The sequence below is a fragment of the Vannielia litorea genome (assembly GCF_019801175.1).
Classification (GTDB): Bacteria; Pseudomonadota; Alphaproteobacteria; order Rhodobacterales; family Rhodobacteraceae; genus Vannielia; species Vannielia litorea_B.
Genome location: NZ_JAHVJR010000002.1, coordinates 135,866 through 155,162 on the forward strand (window position 1 = coordinate 135,866; position 19,297 = coordinate 155,162).

Annotated in this window: 21 protein-coding genes; 10 read left to right on the plus strand and 11 right to left on the minus strand. The window is 64.5% G+C overall.

Annotation, left to right across the window (positions count from 1 at the left end; all coding sequences use genetic code 11):
- Window positions 1-8 precede the first annotated feature (8 nt).
- The 5 genes from KUV38_RS16095 (at window position 9) to KUV38_RS16115 (ending at window position 3,012) form a co-directional block, all read left to right on the plus strand.
- Entirely contained in the window at window positions 9-1,169 is a 1,161-nt protein-coding gene (locus tag KUV38_RS16095; protein ID WP_222471233.1) for an acetyl-CoA C-acyltransferase, read from the plus strand.
- 1 nt (window position 1,170) lies between these two features.
- Window positions 1,171-1,632, plus strand: coding sequence for a GAF domain-containing protein (locus KUV38_RS16100; protein WP_222471635.1), 462 nt, complete (start codon window positions 1,171-1,173; stop codon window positions 1,630-1,632).
- Entirely contained in the window at window positions 1,629-2,000 is a 372-nt protein-coding gene (locus tag KUV38_RS16105) for a GFA family protein (protein WP_410001043.1), read from the plus strand. Before KUV38_RS16100 ends, KUV38_RS16105 begins: the two co-directional genes overlap by 4 nt.
- 80 nt (window positions 2,001-2,080) lie before the next feature.
- A complete protein-coding gene (locus KUV38_RS16110) occupies window positions 2,081-2,368 on the plus strand; it encodes a GFA family protein (protein WP_222471637.1) in 288 nt (95 codons plus the stop codon).
- Complete coding sequence (locus KUV38_RS16115; protein WP_222471234.1) at window positions 2,365-3,012, plus strand: pseudouridine synthase; 648 nt, start codon at window positions 2,365-2,367, stop codon at window positions 3,010-3,012. The genes KUV38_RS16110 and KUV38_RS16115 overlap by 4 nt, the downstream gene beginning before the upstream one ends.
- Window positions 3,013-3,039: 27 nt before the next feature.
- Here KUV38_RS16115 and KUV38_RS16120 read toward each other — a convergent pair whose 3' ends face one another.
- Both KUV38_RS16120 and ggt read right to left on the minus strand, forming a co-directional pair.
- Window positions 3,040-3,708: a glutathione S-transferase family protein gene (locus KUV38_RS16120; protein ID WP_222471235.1), complete on the minus strand. Its 669-nt coding sequence runs from the start codon at window positions 3,706-3,708 to the stop codon at window positions 3,040-3,042.
- An 86-nt stretch (window positions 3,709-3,794) separates the two neighbouring features.
- Complete coding sequence (gene ggt / locus KUV38_RS16125; protein WP_222471236.1) at window positions 3,795-5,516, minus strand: gamma-glutamyltransferase; 1,722 nt, start codon at window positions 5,514-5,516, stop codon at window positions 3,795-3,797.
- A gap of 265 nt (window positions 5,517-5,781) precedes the next feature.
- Between ggt and KUV38_RS16130 the strand changes: the two genes are divergently transcribed.
- From KUV38_RS16130 to KUV38_RS16145, 4 genes are all read left to right on the plus strand, one after another.
- A complete protein-coding gene (locus KUV38_RS16130; protein WP_222471237.1) occupies window positions 5,782-6,435 on the plus strand; it encodes a peroxiredoxin in 654 nt (217 codons plus the stop codon).
- A gap of 132 nt (window positions 6,436-6,567) precedes the next feature.
- Window positions 6,568-7,242 carry a peptidoglycan-binding domain-containing protein gene (locus tag KUV38_RS16135; protein ID WP_222471238.1) on the plus strand — a complete coding sequence of 225 codons (675 nt, stop codon included), beginning with the start codon at window positions 6,568-6,570 and terminating at the stop codon, window positions 7,240-7,242.
- 30 nt (window positions 7,243-7,272) lie between these two features.
- Window positions 7,273-7,947, plus strand: coding sequence for a hypothetical protein (locus KUV38_RS16140; RefSeq protein WP_222471239.1), 675 nt, complete (start codon window positions 7,273-7,275; stop codon window positions 7,945-7,947).
- 2 nt (window positions 7,948-7,949) lie between these two features.
- Window positions 7,950-8,711 carry a metallophosphoesterase gene (locus tag KUV38_RS16145; RefSeq protein WP_222471240.1) on the plus strand — a complete coding sequence of 254 codons (762 nt, stop codon included), beginning with the start codon at window positions 7,950-7,952 and terminating at the stop codon, window positions 8,709-8,711.
- 63 nt (window positions 8,712-8,774) lie between these two features.
- Here the strand turns inward: KUV38_RS16145 and pnp are convergent, their stop codons facing one another.
- The 6 genes from pnp to KUV38_RS16175 all read right to left on the minus strand — a co-directional run bounded on the left by pnp (window position 8,775) and on the right by KUV38_RS16175 (window position 15,311).
- Window positions 8,775-10,910, minus strand: coding sequence for a polyribonucleotide nucleotidyltransferase (pnp, locus tag KUV38_RS16150; RefSeq protein ID WP_222471241.1), 2,136 nt, complete (start codon window positions 10,908-10,910; stop codon window positions 8,775-8,777).
- 212 nt (window positions 10,911-11,122) lie between these two features.
- Window positions 11,123-12,250: a GAF domain-containing protein gene (locus tag KUV38_RS16155; RefSeq protein ID WP_222471242.1), complete on the minus strand. Its 1,128-nt coding sequence runs from the start codon at window positions 12,248-12,250 to the stop codon at window positions 11,123-11,125.
- Between the two features lie 187 nt (window positions 12,251-12,437).
- Window positions 12,438-13,151, minus strand: coding sequence for a sterol desaturase family protein (locus tag KUV38_RS16160; RefSeq protein WP_222471243.1), 714 nt, complete (start codon window positions 13,149-13,151; stop codon window positions 12,438-12,440).
- A gap of 166 nt (window positions 13,152-13,317) precedes the next feature.
- Window positions 13,318-13,587 carry a 30S ribosomal protein S15 gene (gene rpsO, locus KUV38_RS16165; protein WP_222471244.1) on the minus strand — a complete coding sequence of 90 codons (270 nt, stop codon included), beginning with the start codon at window positions 13,585-13,587 and terminating at the stop codon, window positions 13,318-13,320.
- Between the two features lie 148 nt (window positions 13,588-13,735).
- Window positions 13,736-14,203, minus strand: coding sequence for a DUF5665 domain-containing protein (locus KUV38_RS16170; RefSeq protein ID WP_222471245.1), 468 nt, complete (start codon window positions 14,201-14,203; stop codon window positions 13,736-13,738).
- 73 nt (window positions 14,204-14,276) lie between these two features.
- Window positions 14,277-15,311, minus strand: a complete 1,035-nt coding sequence (locus KUV38_RS16175) for a calcium-binding protein (protein ID WP_222471246.1) — start codon at window positions 15,309-15,311, stop codon at window positions 14,277-14,279.
- 202 nt (window positions 15,312-15,513) lie between these two features.
- Here KUV38_RS16175 and KUV38_RS16180 point away from each other — a divergent pair, with 202 nt between their 5' ends.
- Window positions 15,514-16,485 (plus strand): hypothetical protein, encoded by a 972-nt coding sequence (locus KUV38_RS16180; protein ID WP_222471247.1) that lies wholly within the window; start codon window positions 15,514-15,516, stop codon window positions 16,483-16,485.
- On the opposite strand, the gene KUV38_RS16185 is transcribed toward KUV38_RS16180, so the two are convergent.
- The 3 genes from KUV38_RS16185 to KUV38_RS16195 all read right to left on the minus strand — a co-directional run bounded on the left by KUV38_RS16185 (window position 16,463) and on the right by KUV38_RS16195 (window position 19,274).
- Window positions 16,463-16,987, minus strand: coding sequence for a DUF1643 domain-containing protein (locus tag KUV38_RS16185; RefSeq protein WP_222471248.1), 525 nt, complete (start codon window positions 16,985-16,987; stop codon window positions 16,463-16,465). The genes KUV38_RS16180 and KUV38_RS16185 overlap by 23 nt on opposite strands.
- A 28-nt stretch (window positions 16,988-17,015) precedes the next feature.
- The gene (gene truB, locus KUV38_RS16190) at window positions 17,016-17,918 is read right to left on the minus strand and encodes a tRNA pseudouridine(55) synthase TruB (protein ID WP_222471249.1); all 903 of its coding nucleotides are present in this window, start codon (window positions 17,916-17,918) and stop codon (window positions 17,016-17,018) included.
- A gap of 84 nt (window positions 17,919-18,002) precedes the next feature.
- A complete protein-coding gene (locus tag KUV38_RS16195; RefSeq protein ID WP_222471638.1) occupies window positions 18,003-19,274 on the minus strand; it encodes a M16 family metallopeptidase in 1,272 nt (423 codons plus the stop codon).
- Between the last annotated feature and the right edge of the window lie 23 nt (window positions 19,275-19,297).

Here is a 19,297-nt window from a genome sequence, read left to right on the forward strand (position 1 = left end):
AGAGAGCGATGGCGCGGGTAGGAATTGCAGGGGCGGCACGGACGCCGATGGGTGGGTTTCAGGGCGCCTTCTCCGATGTGACCGCCGCCGAGCTCGGCGGCGCGGCCATTCGTGCGGCGATGGAGCAGGCCGGGGCGGAGAGCGCCGATGAACTGCTGATGGGCTGCGTTCTGCCCGCCGGTCAAGGCCAGGCTCCGGCGCGGCAGGCCGGCTTTGCCGCCGGGCTGGGCGAGGGACTACCGGCCACCACGCTGAACAAGATGTGCGGCTCCGGCATGAAGGCCGCGATGGCCGGGTTCGACACGATCGCGGGCGGCGGCGCCGATGTGGTCATCGCTGGCGGAATGGAGAGCATGACCGGCGCGCCCTACCTGCTGCCCAAGATGCGCGGCGGCGCCCGGATCGGCCACGGGCAGGTGATTGACCACATGTTCCTCGACGGGCTGGAAGACGCCTACGACAAGGGCCGCCTGATGGGCACCTTTGCCGAGGATTGCGCGGAGAAGTTCCAGTTTACCCGGCAGGCGCAGGATGATTACGCGCTCGGATCGCTCGAGAACGCGCTGGCCGCCCAGAAGGAGGGCCGCTTCGAGGGGGAGATCACGCCGGTTACCGTGAAGTCCCGCCGGGGCGAGGTGGTTGTTGGCGAGGATGAGCAGCCCGGCAATGCCCGGCCCGACAAAATACCCCAGTTGAAACCCGCCTTCCGGGAAGGTGGGACGGTGACGGCGGCGAATTCTTCGAGCATCTCTGATGGCGCGGCGGCGCTAGTGCTGGCGGGGGAAGGCTCCGGCCTGCCGATCCGCGCACATATCCTCGGGCATGCCTCCCACGCGCAGGCGCCCGGCTGGTTCACCACGGCGCCCGTGCCTGCCGCGCAGAAGCTGCTGAAGCGCCTTGGGTGGGGCGTGGAGGATGTGGACCTCTGGGAGGTGAACGAAGCCTTCGCCGTGGTGCCGATGGCCTTCATGCACGAGATGGGCGTGCCGCGGGAAAAGATCAACGTGAACGGCGGCGCCTGCGCGCTCGGCCACCCGATCGGCGCCAGCGGCGCACGGATCATTGTGACGCTGCTGAACGCACTAGAAAAGCGGGGCCTCAAGCGCGGCGTGGCCGCGATTTGCATCGGCGGAGGCGAGGGCACGGCCATCGCGATCGAACGTGCCTGAGGTGGATTATGCCGCGCTCGCCGAAGTGGTCGACAGCCTGACCGAGAGTGAGACCGACGAGGTGGCGATCATGGCCACGCTGGCCTGCGAAATCCACCATGCCGACGACCGCTTTGACTGGACGGGGTTCTACCGCGTCACCGCACCGGGCGTGCTGAAGATCGGCCCGTACCAAGGCGGACACGGCTGCCTTGTCATCCCTTTCGGCAAAGGCGTGTGCGGCACCTGCGCGCAGACCGGCGAGGTGCAGCTGGTGGATGATGTAGAGGCCTTTCCCGGCCATATCGCCTGCTCCTCCTCCACCCGCTCCGAGATCGTGCTGCCTGTGCGCGGGGCCTCGGGGCGGCTGATCGGGGTTCTGGATATCGACAGTGACAAACCCGCCGCATTCACTCAGGCCGATGCCGAGGGGCTGACGCGCGTTCTGGAGGTGGCCTTTGGCAACGGGGGGCACTGGCGGTGAGTTTGAAAGGCAGCTGCCTCTGCGGGGCGATCCGCTTCGAAGCTCGTGGCGAACCGCAAGGCGTTTCGGTCTGCCACTGCGGGCAATGCCGGCGCATGTCGGGGCACTTGTGGTCTTCGGCTTACGTGCCGGACGACGCGTTAACGATATCGGGTGAGCCGCAGTGGTATGAAAGTTCCGAGACCGCCAAGCGGGGCTTTTGCACGATCTGCGGCAGCTTCCTGTTCTGGAAGCACAATGACGAGGACACCATCAGCTTTTCGCTCGGCTCCATCGACGGTCCGACCGGCCTGCGCCTGCAGAAGCACATCTTCACCGCCGACAAGGGCGACTATTACGACATCGCGGACGGGGTGGAGCAGCGGTGAGTCTTACCGGTCGATGTAACTGCGGCGCGGTGCGATTTACCGTGACGTGCACGCCAGACGAGGCGGTGGCCTGCCATTGCATGCAATGCCGCAAGCAATCAGGGCATTTCATGGCGGATGCTGAAGTGCCCGAAGGCGAGATCGGGATCAAGGGCGCAGTGCGGTGGTATCAGGCCAGCGCTACGGCCCGCCGCGGGTTTTGCCCGGTCTGCGGGTCGGGGCTGTTCTGGCAGCGGCTGGGATCGGGTGACATGAGGTTTTCGCTGGGAGCACTGGACGGGCCCTCGGGCTTGCGGCTGCAGCGGCATCTGCACGTGGCCAGCAAGGGTGACTATTACGAGATCGCGCACGGGTTGCCGCAGGAATGAGTGACACCTACGCGCCGCCCGACACGCCGCTCGACGTGCTGCATCATGACCATGAGTTGCTGGCTGTGAACAAACCTTCGGGCTTGCTCTCCGTGCCGGGAAAGGGCGAGCATCTTGCCGACTGCCTGCTGTCGCGGGTTCAGGCGGCCTTCCCTGAGGCGCTGCTTGTTCACCGGCTGGACAGGGACACGAGCGGGGTCATGGTGTTTGGCCTGACACCTCACGCCCAGCGCCACCTTGGCCTGCAATTCGAGCATCGACGGACGAAGAAACAATATGTCGCGCGGGTTTGGGGTGAGTTGGCCGAGGCGGAGGGCGTTGTGGACCTGCCGCTGATCGTGGACTGGCCCAACCGGCCGCGGCAGATGGTTGCCCATGAGACCGGCAAGCCCGCGCTGACGCGTTGGAAGCGGCTGAAGGCGGGGAAGGGCGAGAGCCGGGTGCGACTGATGCCCGAAACGGGGCGCTCGCATCAACTCAGGGTGCATATGCGCGAGATCGGGCACCCGATTTTGGGCGATCCATTTTACGCCGAGGGTGCGGCGCGCGATTTTCCGCGCCTTATGCTCCACGCCGAGATGCTCCGGGTGCTTCACCCGGATGGCGGGAAGGGCGTGAGCTTTCGCGCGAAGGTGCCTTTCTGACCCCACCCATCGCCGCGCCCGGGCGGCTTACCGCGCGTATTTCGCCGCGTTGCTGTCGATCTCTGCGATCTGATCGGCCATTGCTTTCTCGTAAGCGGGGCGCGCGAGGCAGCGGTCGCGGTAGGTAACGAGGGTAGGGTGCTCTTCGATCAGGTTCAGACCGTCGAGGCCATGCAGGACGGAGGCCATCATCAGGTCGGAGACGCAGAATGTGTCGCCGAGCAGATAGTCCTTTTCACCCAGAGCCCCGGCCAGCCGTTTCAGTTTCTTTCCAGCCATCGCCCGGAGTGTTGGCGCAACCCGTTCTGCGGCTTCGCGGTCTTCCACGAAGGTCTGGACGGTGCCGACGACGGCGGTGAGAGGCTCGACCGAGTTGAGCGCGGCAAAGACCCAGCTGAGGGCTGCGTAGCGATCTACGCCCGGGGGCAGGAGCGCGTCGCTCTGCTCAGCGATCCGCCAGACGATTGCACCGCTCTCGAACATCGGCGCGCCGTCGACCTCGAGCACTGGCACCTGCCCAAAGGGCTGGCGTGCGAGATGCTCGGGTTTGCCCTGCGTGCCCATCGCCACATGGGCCACATCATAGCTCAACCCGGCCTCCAGCAAAGCCCAGCGCAGGCGGAAGTCGCGCACCTGGCCCTTGGCGAAATCGGGCACCCAGTCGTAACCCCAGACCTTCAGTTGGCTGTCTTTCATCTCGGCCTCCATACCATTTGAGTTGAGGTCAACATGATTGGATGCAAAGAGCAAGCCCGCCGGAATGAACCGGCAGGCCTTTTGGATCAGTAGCCGACGGTTGCGGCATCCACCCGCCGCGGGTCGGACGCGCCGAAGAGCAGGCCGGCCTCCTTGTCGACCATGATCGACTGGGTAGAGCCCATCACCGATTGCTGGCGCAGCTTGTGGCCCTTCTGCTCCAGAATCGCCACGGTATCGGCGCTGATGCCATCCTCGGTGCGAATCTCGTCGGGCAGCCACTGGTGGTGGATGCGGGGCGCGGTGCTGGCCTCGGCGATGTTCATCCCGTGGTCGATCACGTTCATGATGACCTGAAGCGTGGTGGTGATGATGCGCGAGCCGCCGGGTGAGCCGGTGACCATGAACACCTCGCCATCCTTCATCACCAGCGTCGGGCTCATGGAGGACAGCGGGCGCTTGCCGCCCTCCACCGCGTTGGCATCGCCGCCGATCAGCCCGTAGGCATTGGGCACGCCCGGCTTGGCGGCGAAGTCATCCATCTCGTTGTTCATCAGCACGCCGGTGCCATCGGCAACCATGCCGGATCCGTAGGAGAAGTTGATGGTGTAGGTGTTGGAGACCGCGTTGCCATCCTGGTCAACGATCGAGAAGTGCGTGGTCTCGTTGCTCTCGTAGGGCGCGAGGTTGCCGGGTTTGATGGTGCTGGAGGGCGTGGCCACGTTGCGGCTGATCTCTTCGCGGATCGCGGCGGCGTAGTCCTTGGAGGTGATCTCGGCGAGCGGCACATCGACGTAGTCGCTATCGCCCAGATACTCGGAGCGGTCGGCATAGGCGCGCTTCATTGCTTCGGCCATCAGGTGAATGGTCTCGGCTGAGTTATGGCCAAGCCAGCCCACTGGATACTCCTCGAGGATGTTCAGGATCTGCACGATATGCGCCCCGCCGGAGGAGGGCGGTGGCATGGAGACGATCTCGTAGCCTCGGTAGCTGCCGGTGACCGGCTCGCGCAGCACGGCCTTGTAACCGGCCATATCCTCGACGGTGATGCGCCCGCCGGCATCGGTGACGGCCTTGCTGATCGCCTCGGCCACTGTGCCTTTGTAGAATCCATCCGGTCCCTCGTCGGCAATTTTCTGGAGCGTGGCGGCGAGATCGGCCTGCACCAGCCGTTCGCCCGGCTCGTAGAAGCCACCGCCCTCCTTGTAGAAGATTGCCTCGGAGGAGGGATGCGCCTTCAGCCGCTTTTCCAACCCCTTGAGGCTGTCGGCGAGGCCCGGGGTCACGTCGATCCCGTCGCGGGCGAGCGCGATGGCGGGGGCGACGACCTCGGCCATGGTCATGGTGCCGTATTGCTCCAGCGCCATCTGCATGCCCGCCACGGTACCGGGCACGCCGGTGGCCAAGCCGGTGAAGCGGCTCAGGTTGCTGTCAGCGTTGCCCTCGGCGTCGAGGAACATGTCGCGATCTGCGGCAGCTGGGGCCATCTCGCGATAGTCGATGGCCTTGGTCTCGCCGCTCTCGGCATCATGCACGATCATGAAGCCGCCGCCGCCGAGGTTGCCTGCGCGGGGCAGGGTGACGGCGAGCGCAAAGGCCACGGCCACACCGGCATCCACCGCATTGCCACCGGACTGCAGGATATCGAGCCCGACCTGCGCTGCCACGGCCTCCTGGGCAGAGACCATGCCGTTTTGCGCGTAGACCGGATGAAGCCGGTCGTCGCCCGAAAAAATGGCCGCCTCCTGTGCGGCAAGCGGGCCAGCGGCCAACGATAGGGCCAGTGCCCCCACGATGACTGGTTTCATGTCTCTCTCCCTGTTGTTGTGAGCTCCGTCCTCGCAAACCTGTGATGTGAGGCGGCAGGGGCAACCACCTCGGCGGGATTTCGCTTATAGGTTGAATGCTTGCATAGAACCGCCGTGCCACGCGCCCGGCGCTGAGGAGACGCAGGTTCGCCCTGTCCATCCAGTGGCAAAACGCCCTCCTTCTCTGGGCCGCACGGGCCTTTCAATTTTGTCTGCCACGCGTATCTATTGCCGCAAGGAAACGCTGCCCGAAGGAGGATACCTCATGGCTCTGCGCATCAACGACACCGCCCCCGACCTGACCGTCACCACCGACCAGGGCGAGATCTCGCTGCACGACTGGATCGGCGACAGCTGGGCGATCATCTTTTCTCACCCGAAGGACTTTACCCCCGTCTGCACCACCGAGTTTGGTGCGGTGGCCCAGCTGGCCGACGAATGGGCCAAGCGGAACACCAAGGTGCTTGGCGTCTCGGTCGACGGCGTGGAAGATCACAAGAAATGGAAGGGCGATATCCAGAGTTTCGGCGGCGCCGAGCCGACCTTTCCGATCGTGGCTGATGACGGTCTGGAGTTGGCCAAGGCCTTCGACATGCTCCCCGCAGATGCCTACTTGCCCGATGGCCGCACCCCGGCCGACAGCGCAACCGTCCGCTCTGTCTACATTATCGCGCCGAACAAGAAGGTGCAGCTGGTCATGACCTACCCGATGACCGTGGGCCGGAACTTTGCCGAAGTGGTGCGCGCGCTCGACGGGCTGCAGCGCACTTACGAGCAGCCGCTGGCCACCCCCGCCAACTGGGAAACCGGGCAGGACGTGATCGTGGCGCTGGCGCTGGACGATGCCGCGGCAGAAGAGAAATACGGCACGCTCGACAAGAAACTGCCCTACCTGCGCTTCGCCAAGAACCCGGGCTGAGCCGCGCCTGAGACCCTGCGGCAACATCCCGCAGATGTGAGAAAGCCTCGTTGGTGACAACGGGGCTTTTTTGCTAGGCTTTGTTGCGAAAGGTGCGTGGCCGCAGCGCTTGGCGCCGCGCAGATGGATTGAATGACGAACCCCTACCGGCGGATTTGCGCCGTGCTTGCCCTCGTGATCGGAGCGGGTCTGGCCGCTTCCGCGCCCCTGCATGCTCAGGAGGCCGTTGGCGAGGCTGGGGCAGAGGCCGCGGTGTTGATCGATGACGCCGCGGAGGTGGATGTTTCCGAAGGGGTCAACACTGACGGTATCATCGGCGAAGACGTGCAGGTGACGCGCGCCGATGACGGCACCCCCATCGTGCGCGTGGCGATCCCGGCTACCGTGTTCATGCCAATCGAGGATGAGGAGCACGAAGACATGCTCTTTACCCTTCAGGAAGAGCTTAACCGTCTGGGTTGCGATGCCGGGCCGGTGGATGGCGACTGGGGCCGCCGCTCGGAGCAGGCGATGGACCGGCTGCGCGATGCAGTGCCCGACATCTCGGAAATGGAGTTATCGATCACCCTTGCCGGACTGATGCAGATGATGCCCGAAGGCACATGCCCGCTGGTCTGCTCGGTGCGCGAGGTGAAGGTCGACAATCGCTGCGAGCTGAAGACCTGCCCCTCCGGGCAATACCTCGACACACGCGGCTCCTGTCAGGTCCGGCAGGCCAAGGCCTCGAAACCCAAGCGCAGCAGCAGCGGGGGTGGCGGCTCGGCACGCAAATGTGCAACCTACAATGGCCGGACCTACTGCAATTGAGCGCGGGGCGGCCCTGCGGGAGGTGATGAGATGAAACTTCTGACCTTGGCCCTCGCCCTGATGATGGCCGTGACCCTGCCGGCAACCACCGCCAAGGCAGAGCTGAAGTTGCGGATGAGCTTTACCGAAAAGCAGGTGCGCACCCGTGGCCTCGGCCGGTCGAACGACACTTGCCGCACGGTCTATGACATCAACCAGTTCGGCGGGCTGCTGGCGATTGAAACGGTGAAATCCAACTGCAAGACCTTTGAGATTGGTGCCAAGCGTGGGGCGGATGGCTCGGCCTCTGCGCTGGTTTTCGAAGGCCCTTCCAGCCGCCAGCGCAAATCGTGCAGCTACTCGGCCAAGAGCCGCACCGAGGCCTGCAACGATGGCAGCAAGGTGCGCCTGCCCCCCGGCATCGCGGTGAACTACAAGGCCACGGTCGACACCCGCAGCCGCTACCAGCTCAGCCGAAGCGGGCTGACCGCCACCGTCAACGCCAACCGTGTGCTGACCACCGCTGAGGGCAGCAAACAGGTGACCGAGGCGGGCTTTCGCATGAAAGTGGCGCTGCAGGGAAACAAGTGCCAGTTGACCGAACTTGTCTCCTCTTCGACCACGCAGGTGACGGAGGCCGGAAGAGGCCGGGCAGTGAGGGGGGCCACGCAGCGGGAGAGCCGCAAACTGGTGAAGGCCGAAAGCTGCCAGGTTATCAGTCGCTGAAGATGAAATGGCTGTCATGGCTCCCGTTCGGCTGGTCGCGCTCGGCCCCGACAGCGCCCGGCTTTCGTGGCTCGCCCCCCCAGCCTGACGCCGCATTTGTGGCCATCGGAGACATCCACGGCCGGGACGATCTGCTTGCGCGGTTGCTTAGCCGTCTGGAGCAGGAAGCGCCGGGCCTGCCGCTCATCTTTGTTGGGGATTACGTGGATCGCGGGGAAGCTTCGGCAGGGGTGCTGCGACGGCTCAATGCACTTTGCGAGGACGGCCGCGCCGTTTGCCTATGCGGCAACCACGAGGACATGATGCTCGATTTTGCCCGCGGGAAGTATCCGCGGTGGCTGGCCTACGGCGGCTTGCAGACCCTCGCGAGTTTTGGCCTTGGCGCAGAGGTGTCAGAAGAGGGCGGGCCGGAGCTTGAGGCCGCGCAGGAGGGGTTGGCCAAGGCTCTGGAGGCGGAGGGTTTGCATGAGTGGCTGACGGCCCTGCCGCGCTATTGGCAGAGCGGCAACGTGGCCGTCACCCACGCGGGCGCTGACCCGTCACGGCCTATCGCTGCCCAGCGACATTCGCTCACGTACGGCCACCCCGGGTTTTTCTCGACGCCGCGCCCGGATGGCATCTGGGTGGTCCACGGCCATTATATTCGCGATGAACCAGAGGTCGTCCCCGGTCGCATTGCCATCGACACCGGGGCCTATGCCACCGGGCGGCTGACAGCCGTGATTATGGCACCGGGAGAGACACCGCGCTTCATCGAAGCCTGAGAATAAAGCAGAAAGGCCCGAGGTTTCCCCCGGGCCTTTCCGTGTTCGTCAGGTCGAGTGGCCTCAGTCGGCCTTCTCTTCCTTCTTGATCTCTTCGCCGGTCTCCTGGTCGACAACCTTCATCGACAGGCGCACCTTGCCGCGATCGTCGAAGCCCAGCAGCTTGACCTTCACCTCTTGGCCTTCCGACAGCTGGTCGGAGGGGTGGTTGAGGCGCTGGTTGGCAATCTGGCTGACGTGCACGAGGCCGTCGCGCTTGCCGAAGAAGTTCACGAAGGCGCCGAAATCGACGATCTTCACGACCTTGCCGTTGTAGATCTTGCCCTCTTCCGGCTCGGCGACGATCGAGTGGATCATCTCGCGGGCCTTCTCGATGCACTCGGCATTCGGCGATGCGATCTTGATGACACCATCGTCGTTGATGTCGACCTTGGCACCCGAAACCTCGACGATCTCGCGGATCACCTTGCCGCCCGAGCCGATCACTTCACGGATCTTGTCGGTGGGCACGTTCATGGTTTCGATGCGCGGGGCGTGGGCCGAGAACTCGGTGCGCCCGGCGGTCAGAGCCTTGCTCATCTCGCCGAGGATGTGCATCCGGCCTTCCTTGGCCTGAGCCAAGGCGGCTTTCATGATTTCGGGCGTGATGCCCGCAACCTTGATGTCCATCTGGAGCGAGGTGATGCCCTCTTCGGTGCCGGCCACCTTGAAATCCATGTCGCCGAGGTGATCCTCGTCGCCGAGGATGTCGGTCAGGATGGCGTAGGAGCCGTCATCTTCCAGCACCAGACCCATGGCCACACCAGCCACCGGGGCCTTCAGCGGCACACCGGCGTCCATCATCGAGAGCGAGCCGCCGCAGACGGAAGCCATCGAAGAGGAGCCGTTGGACTCGGTGATCTCCGAGACCACGCGGATGGTGTAGGGGAAGTCAGTCGGTGCGGGCAGAACGGCCTGAAGCGCACGCCAGGCCAGCTTACCGTGGCCGATTTCACGACGACCCGGAGGGCCGAAACGGCCAACCTCGCCCACCGAGTAGGGGGGGAAGTTGTAGTGCAGCAGGAAGTTGCTGCGGTAGTTGGCGTGCAGCGCGTCGATGATCTGCTCATCGTCACCGGTGCCGAGCGTGGTGACCACGAGGCCCTGCGTCTCGCCGCGGGTGAAGAGCGCAGAACCGTGGGTCCGGGGCAGGATGCCCACTTCGGAGGTGATGGCGCGCACATCGGTGGTCGAGCGACCGTCGATCCGCTTGCCGTTTTTCACCACGTCGCCACGGAGAATGGAGGACTCGAGCTTTTTCAGCGCGGAACCGAGGTTCTTGTCTTCCTTCTGCTCGTCGGTCAGGGCGCCGAGGATCTTCTCCTTGGCGGCGGACACGGCAGCAGTGCGCTCCTGCTTGTCGAGGATCGCATAGGCGGCGCGCATGTCCGTCTCGCCAGCGGCTTTCACGGCCTCATAGAGCTCGGAGTAATCCGGCGGCTGGTAGTCGAATGGCTCTTTGGCAGCTTCTTCAGCCAGCGAAATGATCAGGTCGATGACCGGCTGGATTTGCTCGTGGGCGAAGGTCACGGCGCCGAGCATCTCGTCTTCCGAAAGCTCGTAGGCTTCGGACTCGACCATCATCACCGCGTCCTTGGTGCCGGCGACCACGAGGTCGAGGCGCTGGTCGGGGTTCAGGCGCAGCTGGTCCATGTCCTGCACTTCGGGGTTCAGCACGTATTCGCCATCCTCGAAGCCGACGCGGGCGGCGGCGATCGGGCCCATGAAGGGGGCGCCGGAGATGGTGAGCGCGGCCGAAGCGGCGATCATGGCGACGATGTCCGGGTCGTTGACCAGATCGTGCGAGAGCACGGTGCAGATCACGAGGACTTCGTTTTTGAAGCCCGGCACGAAGAGCGGGCGGATCGGACGGTCGATCAGGCGCGAGGTGAGCGTCTCTTTCTCGGTCGGACGGCCTTCACGCTTGAAGAAGCCACCGGGCACTTTACCGGCGGCGTAGTATTTTTCGTTGTAGTGAACGGTAAGGGGGAAGAAGTCCTGCCCTTCCTTCTGGGTCTTGGCGAAGGTCACGTTGGCCATGACAGAGGTTTCGCCCAGGGTCGCGATGACGGAGCCATCGGCCTGACGGGCCACACGCCCGGTTTCGAGGGTGAGGGTCTCTTCGCCCCACTCCATGGATTTCTTGGTAATTTTGAACATGTTCGTTTCCTGTAGGGGAGCGCTCCCGGGCGTATCCCGGGTCTCCCGTTTGAGTGGCGGCCCCATTGCCGCCGGCCCCTGATACCTATTCCATCGAGCGCCGGGGCCTTGGCGCAACGTCTCAGATGCGCGGGCCATACAGGAAAGTTGTGGCGATGGGAAGCTTTGTGAACGGACCGGGCCGGCTTGCGAGGTCCGCGCGCGGGCTGCGGTTACTCTGCCAGCCTGTCGCGCGGCAGGGTGATCTGGCGGATCATACCTTCCGGTCGCAGATCGGTTTCGAGCGTGCCGTCCAGCTGGCCTTCAATCGCAAGCGACACAAGGCGCGAGCCGAAGCCCGCGGGCTGACCGGCCTCTTGGGTGGCGCGGCCGGTCTCTTCCCAGCGGATCTTGAGGTCGTTGCCCTCAACGCCCCAAGTCACCGCAAGCCGCCCTTGAGCTGCAGCAAGCGCCCCGTATTTGGCGGCATTCGTGGCCAGCTCGTGCAGGGCCAGCGAGAGCGAGGTGCTGGCGCGCGGGCCGAGCACAACATTGGGGCCATCGATCCCTGTCAGATGCTCGTCTCCATAAGGGGTGAGCAGGGTAACGAGGAGGTCGTGCAGGGAGATCCTGTCGCCCACCGGCTGACCCGCCTGAATGGCCGGGGCAAGGAGGTTGTGGGCATTGGCCAGTGCGTGAAGCCGCGCAGCGAGGGCGGATGACTCCTCGCCATTCGCATGGCTCAGGCGCACCATTCCGGACACCACGGTGAAGAGGTTCTTCACCCGGTGATTCAGCTCTTGCACCAGCAACTGGCGCTCGGAGAGAGCCTGATGCAGGCGAATCTCGCTCTCGACGATCCCGGCAATGTCTTCGAGCGCCTTCATCTGCCCTTCGGACCATTCATGCGCCTCGGAATCGATGGCGCAGAAGGAGCCAAGAACTTCGCCCCCCGGCCCGTGAACCGGCACTCCGAGATAGGCGATGACGCCAAGGTCGCCCACTGCGCCATTGCCCGCCAGAAGCGGATGGGTCCGGGCATCGACCACCGCAAGGGAGGTGCGGGACGACACCACGTATTGGCAGAAAGAGTGGCTTAGAGGCGTTTCGCGCTGCTCCACACCGGCTTCTTCGAGACCGGATTGCGCTTTGAAGAACTGGCGGCGATTGTCGACGAGCGAAAGCAACCCCACAGGCGCGCCCGTGATCTGCCTGGCCAGTCGCACCGCGCGATCATAGACCTCTTCCGGCACGCTATCCATGAGCCCGGTCTTGGCAAGGTCGGCCAGCCGCTCGCGGCGGCCCAACTCGTCCTCATGCCCTTCAGGTTCGGTGGTCGGAAATTCCGGCACTCCCGTCATTCTGCCCGGCCTCCCTCTGCGCGGCGGTTCGGGCCAAGGGGTTAGCAGGCTCGGCGGGCCGGTGAAATAAAATTTGAGGTTAATGCCAAAGGTTTGTGCGGGTTTATGTCGATCCGTGCCATTGCGGTGCGATGCAGTGTGTCATTTGCCAAGTGATCGCAACCTCAGGCTGCGATCTGACCAGCACTCACGCGATGTGGCGTGGCGCCTTGGATATGCCGTAGGCCTTGCGGGCGGTGACGAGGCGCAGATCTTCCGGGTCCATCCCGATGCTCATCATGGTGCGCCGGTCATAGCGCTCCCGCGCTTTTGCCGGGCTGTGTGCGGTGCCGAAGAGCCGATCGATCCAGCCCATCCCGGCGGTTACGTGAAAGGTGGCGTGATGGTCCTGATAGTGGTGGGCCATGTGCTCGCGAGTCACCCACCGCCCGAACCGCCCCTTTGTCACGTTTAGATGCGCCAGTGTGTGGCAGTACTCGTAGAAGGCGAAGGCCGAAGCGGAGCCGACGAAGAGCGCGACCCAAGCTACCTTTGCCGCCAGCCAGAAACCCAGCAGTGGCCAGAGCACCAGCATGTGCGCGGCGAAGGACCCGGCGGCAAAGCGGAGCGGGAACCAGTGATCGTCGCCAGTGAAGAACTCTTCATCCTGAGGAAATTCATGGTGCCCGATGTGGCTGCGGTAGAGCCGGTTGAACGGGCTCTGCGCTGTCGGCGGCTTGCGGTGGTAGATGAAGCGGTGGATCAGGTACTCATTGAACCACTGGATCACCACGCCATAGGCGATGGCCGCCAGCATCCAGAGCTGGAAGTCGAACACGACCAGCCCCAAGCCCACCAGCCAGAACGGGAACAGCCGGTGCAGCCCGCCCATGTGAATGATGACGCGTAGCGCTGGGATCATGGTTCTCCTCCTGCGCTTAGGATGGGTGCGGCAGGGCGCACCGGTCAAGCGGCAGGGCGCGGCGACGTTGCGTTGCGCGGGAGGTGGCGGAACAGGGGCAGCCTTGTGACGAACAAAAAAGGGGCAGCCGTGAGGCCACCCCTTCGCTTGTCCCTGGCGGTCCGTCTTAGCGGCGGATGCCGAGCTTGCCGATGAGGTCCTTGTAGCGGGCCTCGTCTTTGTTCTTGAGGTAGTCCAGCAGCTTGCGGCGCTGAGCCACGAGCTTCAGAAGGCCACGGCGGCCGTGGTTGTCCTTCTTGTGGGTTTTGAAGTGCTCGGTGAGCGTGCTGATCCGCGAGGAGAGGATGGCAACCTGAACTTCGGGCGAACCGGTGTCGCCGTCCTTGGTGCCGTATTCCTTGATGACGCGGGCCTTGTCTTCAGCAGTGATCGACATCGGGGTCTCCTTTGGTTTGGTGTTGCGGGCGCAAGCCGGGATGTCGTCCAGCAGGGTCCATGGAGTGGGCCGCCCGGGCGATCCCGGTCGACAGAGGGGGCGTATAGGCCAAGCCCGTCCAGATGGGAAGGTGATTCGTCCGCGCCGGTCAGTCGGCGTTGGCCGGGGGCATCTCGCCCGGTTCGGCCTGCGGCGGATCTTCTGGCTGGGTTCCGGCGCCATCGGGGGCTGGCAGTTGCTCTTCAACCCGCTGCTCGGCTTCGGCTTCGGATTTCTCCTGATCCAGTTCTACGCCCAGTTCTGCGGCCCATTCGGCGAGGATCGGGATAAAATCGACCTGGCTCAGCAGGTAGGCGAGGATCGAGACCAGAACGGTCGCGCCCACAACAGAGCCGAGACCGAAGGCCATGCCGCGCAGCAATTGAAAGGCGATCAGGCGCCAGAACTGCGCGTAGACCCGCAGGAACTTGTGATCGTTCAGCTTGGCCACTTCCTCGCGCAGCGCCACGATCTCGCGCTGAAGATCAGAGCGCGTGGCATCATGCGCGGCGTCTGCTTCGGCGGCGCTCTGGGTGGCCACGGGATCGGAGGAGAGGTGCGGGTCGGGGTCGCTCATGCGCCGACCCTAGCCGAATTCACCGGATTGAAAACCCGTCAGGAAGTGGCAGGTCGGGCGCAGTTGGCGACGCTCAAACGGGTGCACCTGCCGACATGGGCACGAGCTGAATATCGGCCGCCGTCAATGAACTGCCGCCGTGCACCAGCCCGATCAACTCGCCGTCGGCAAAGACTTCGATAAGGTCACTGTCGATCTCGCCGAGTGTGATCTCTGGCGCCTCACTGCTTGCGGTGTCGTCCCAGAGCAGGGCGAGACCGTCTTCATCGGCGTTGAAGTCCATGATCTCGGCCACGGTTTCTTCCACGAGGTCAGGGCCAAGGCTGAACATGTCGGCGCCCTCACCGCCGGTGGCAACGTCACCGTCGCCAAGAACCAGCACGTCATCGCCCTCGCCGCCGTTCAACCAGTCGACGCCCAGGTCATCCGAGCCGATCAGGATGTCATTGCCAGCGCCGCCCTGGAGGTTGTCATGCCCTTCACCGCCAAAGAGCAGATCATCGCCAAGGCCGCCTTCGAGCTGGTCATCACCCGATTGGCCTGCGAGCACGTCGGCACCATCGCCGCCGGTCAGGCTGTCGGCACCGTCACCGCCGAGCAGGGTATCATCGCCAGACCCGCCCCATAGCGTGTCATCCCCGCTGCCGCCATCGAGCAGGTCGTCATCATCCTCGCCAAAGAGGCTATCGGACCCGTCCCCGCCTGCGAGGTTGTCATCGCCTTCGGCGCCGAGGGCGACATCATCACCCTCATTGCCGCTGATCTCATCGGCTCCTGCGTTGCCCTGCAAGATGTCGTCGCCTGCGCCGCCTTCAATGCTGTCGGCTGCATCGCTCCCGATCTGCGTGGCGCCAGCGTCTGGATCTGTCGACTCAAGAGGGGCTGGGGGATCAATGGCGGGATCGTCCTCGGTGGGTTCGAGCGCCTCGACGCCATCGGGTGCCTCGTCATCGAGCAGGGAGGTGCCGATGGTACCGGCACCGCCAGAGCTGTCTTCCACGGTGTCGAGGTCGACGGCATCCTCCTCGACCTCCTCGCCGCCTCCGGCGATCCCCACAACAGCCGAGCCGACAAGCACGGCACCCATCAATCCGAACAGCAAGAACATGCCGGTGACCCCTCAACAGCGTTAGCGGCTGCAACCCAGGCCGCTCCCGTGACCGTGTCATGCAACGCAGAAATCGGGATAGCGTGGCATGGTGGATGAAACCCTTATGCCGCCGAAAAAGGTGCCTAGATTATGCAACAAGTTGTCGGCGTTTCTGGCGGCAGGGCTGGAATGTAGGGGGTGTTCGGTGGATGATCCGCGCATGCGTCCCGATTGGCTCGTTCCCCTGTTGATCTTCCTTCTGGCCATGGTGCTGATTGCACTCTGGTTCCGCCTTCGGTCGCGCCGCCATGCGGAACTGGCAGGGAGCGGGGCAGTGGCTGAAGGCACTGCTGAGCCGGAGGTTCCAGAGCCGGGCGCGGATGCCGTTCCGAGGCTCACGGCAAGCGAGGAATTCAGGGAATTTCCGCCAGAGATTCAGGCCGTTCGGGAAGAGCTGAACCGTATTCGGCTCGAAGAAGCCGAGAGCGAAAAGGCCATGCTGCGGATGGACGAAGCACAGGCCGCCGCGCGCGCCGCGATTGCGGAGGCGCAGGCTGATGCGGATGAAGCTGAGGCGGCAGTTGAGGCGGATGCTGAAGAAGAGGCGCCTTTGGCCGAGGTTGTGGAGGGTGAGGAAGACGCACCTGTAGATGCGATTGAGCCCGAAACTGAAGAGGACGAGATCCCCGAGGTGGAAGAGGCCTTAGCGCAGGTCGAGGGACCGGGAGAAACGGCTGAGGCCGAGAGTCGTTGGGAAGTGCAAGTGGCGGCGGCGGCGGACGAACCCCTTGAAGCCGAAGCCGTAGCGGAAGAGATTTCGTCTGCAGACGCCGATGGCGTCGAGGAGGTCTCATCTTCCAACGGAGCCGAAGACCTTCACGATTCGGAGGGCAGGCTGATCTTGCCGATGGGGATGGGAGACATCATCGTGCCCACCGAGGCGCCCCGTCGGCTTAAGCTGGCAGTCGATCGGCAATGGCCGATTGCCGTGGTGCAGGGGTTCGATCCAGAGACCGAGCGGCTGGTCATCTTCTATGATGGGCCCGATGCCACCGACATCGTGATGCTGCCCACCATCGACGATACTTGGCAGATCAACCTCGGCGGTCGGCCAGTGGTGCAGGTGGAGTGCGACGCGGGCGCTGAAGCCCTCGGCAGTGCAGTGCGGATCAGGATGCGATCGCCGGAGTGACCCAAGGCCGGGGCTGCTCGGTATAGGCGATGTAGAGCGGGTGCTTAGGCTGGCCGTGCTTGGTCAGCCCGAGATGATAGAGTGGCCAGCCGCCCTGGCGCAGGAGCGCCTCCACCGCATGACCCCGATCCAGATGCGCGCCGTGACTGCCCCATGCGCAGATGATCCTGTCGGCCCAGCCGCAGCTTTCGAGAATGGCGGCATCGTTCTCCGGGCCGACCGGCTCGGGCGCGGCGCGCATGTTCTTGGGGTCGGTGTCGCGCCACGCGAAGATATTGGTCACGCGAAAGCTGCCAAAGCCTAGCGTACGGGCGCGGCGCTCGCAGCGTTCGACGGTGGGGTCGTTCTGCACCTCGGTCGCGGTCGAGGGATTGAGCATGATGAAAAGCGCCTTCTCGCCCGCCGGGTCCCACGTGCGCGTCAGAAGATAGCGATAACGCTCGCAGTCGGAATAGACGGCCGTGGAGGGTGCGTCGCCCTTGGTGTGGGTACGGGTGATCATGCCAGCCACTCCTTGGCGCTCTTGGGGCTCACCGGTTCAGCACGCGGCTTGGGTGAAATTCGCCGCCAAGATAGCGGCCGAGAGCAATGGCCTGCCCCATGTGGGCGGCCCAGCAATCTTCGCCGAACTCGGCATCGGAGGCGACCACAGGGGCCGGGTTGCCATTGGCGATGCGGGTGGCGGCGGCCTCGTTCACGGTGACGCGGGGCAGGTCGCCCAGACCCTCTTCCAGCGGCACCAGCAAGCCGTCGATCTCTGGCTGGCGGGCCAGCTCCTCGACCTGCTCCAGCGTGACCGCCTTATCCAGATCGAAAGGGCCGGACCACTCGCGCCGCAGGGTCACGACATGGCCAAGGCAGCCCAGCGCCTTGCCCAGATCCCGCGCGATGGAACGTACATAGCCGCCTTTACCGCAGACCATTCGAAGCTCGGCTGTGTCGGCATTGGGGCGCGACACCAGCTCTAGGCTCTCGACCCAGAGTGGCCGGGCCTCGACCTCGAAGTCCTCGCCGTCACGGGCAAGGGCATAGGCCCGTTCGCCATCGATCTTCACGGCGGAGTATTTGGGCGGCACCTGCATGATCTCGCCGGTGAAGCCTGGGAGCGCCGCGCGGATCTCATCATCGGCAGGCCGGGCCTCGGCGGTCTCGATCACCTCGCCCTCGGCATCGTCGGTGTTGGTCGCCGCGCCCAGCCGGATGGTGAAGCTGTAACACTTATCGGCGTCCATCACGTAGGGCACGCATTTGGTCGCCTCGCCGAAGGCGATGGCCAGCAATCCGGTGGCCGCCGGGTCCAGCGTGCCGGCGTGCCCGGCCTTCTTGGCCTCAAAGGCCCAGCGCAGCTTGTTCACGCAGGCGGTGCTCGTGGGCCCGGCGGGCTTGTCGAGAATGATCCAGCCGGAAATGTCGCGTCCCTTGCGGCGGGCCATGGAGCCTCCATCGGTGGTGAGAGGCGCGGGGTAGCGCGGGAGCGGCGGGGCGTCAACGGGCGGAGGCGCGCGCCTCGACCCGCGTCAGTTGCCAGCCGTCTCCTCGAGCCCTTCCGGCGCACCGACCACGACGAAGTGCAGCGCATCAGGGTCGATCAGCCGCTTGGCGACGCGCTTCACGTCTTCCACCGTCACCGCCTCGACGAAGCTGTTGCGGTTGGTGATGTAATCTTGGCCGAGCCCTTCGATCTGGAGGCCAACAAGGATGTTGGCGATCCTGCCGTTGCCATCGAACCGCAGGGGGTAGGCTCCGGTCAGGTACTTCTTGGCACGCTCCAGTTCTTCGGCGCTCACACCTTCGTCGGCGAGCTTGGCCCATTCGTCGCGCACCACTTCGATCACCTGCGCGACGCGCCCGTTGGCCGATGCCACGCCGCCGCCGATGATCTCGCCAAAATCCATCGGCGCGAGATAGGCATAGATGCCATAGGTCAGACCGCGCTTCTCGCGGACCTCTTCCATCAGGCGGGAGTTGAAGCCGCTGCCGCCGAGGATTTCCATCATCACGAAGGCGGGGAAGAAATCGGGGTCATCGCGCTTGATCCCCCGCTGGCCGAAACTCACCACTGACTGCGGGGTATCGAAAGGCACGACGGTGAGGCCGCCTTGTAGGGTGTAGTCCATGTGTTCAGCCTGTTCGGCGCCGGTCTCGGGGAGGCCGGAAAACAGCTTGTCGAGCAGGGCGGCGAGGCGCTCGGCGTCGATATCTCCGACAGCGCCGACATAGAGCCTGTCACGGGCCATCACCCGCGCCTTGGCATCGAACATGTCTTCGCGCGTCAGGGCCGCGACACTCTCGGCTGTGCCGTTCAGATCGGTGCCGTAGGGATGATTGCCCCAAGCCAGCCGGTCGAAGGTGTCGCCGGCGATCTTGTCGGGGTCGTTACCGTTGGATCGGATGATAGACTGCACCTGCGCCCGCACCCGGTCGAGGGCATCCTGATCGAAGCGAGGGTCTTCCATCGCGAGGCGCAGCAGTTCGGCGGCCTCATCCATGTTTTCGGTGAGGAACTTGGCGCTGATCGAGAGCGCGTCGTTGTGAACGTCGAAGTCGAAGGAGGCGGCGAGGCTGTCACGAGCGGCGGCCCATGCGCGGGCGTCCATGTCGCCTGCGCCTTCCTCGAGGATTGCGGTCATCAGGTTGATTGACCCGCGCTTGCCGGGCGCATCGAGTGACGCGCCGCCCTTGAAGCGAATCTCCAGCGCGACGAAGGGGATCGAGGGCTCGTTGACCAGCCATGCCTCCACACCACCCGGTGATGTGACTTCTTCAATGTCGACCTCGGCCAAGGCCATGAAAGGGAGGGCGGCGAGGGCAA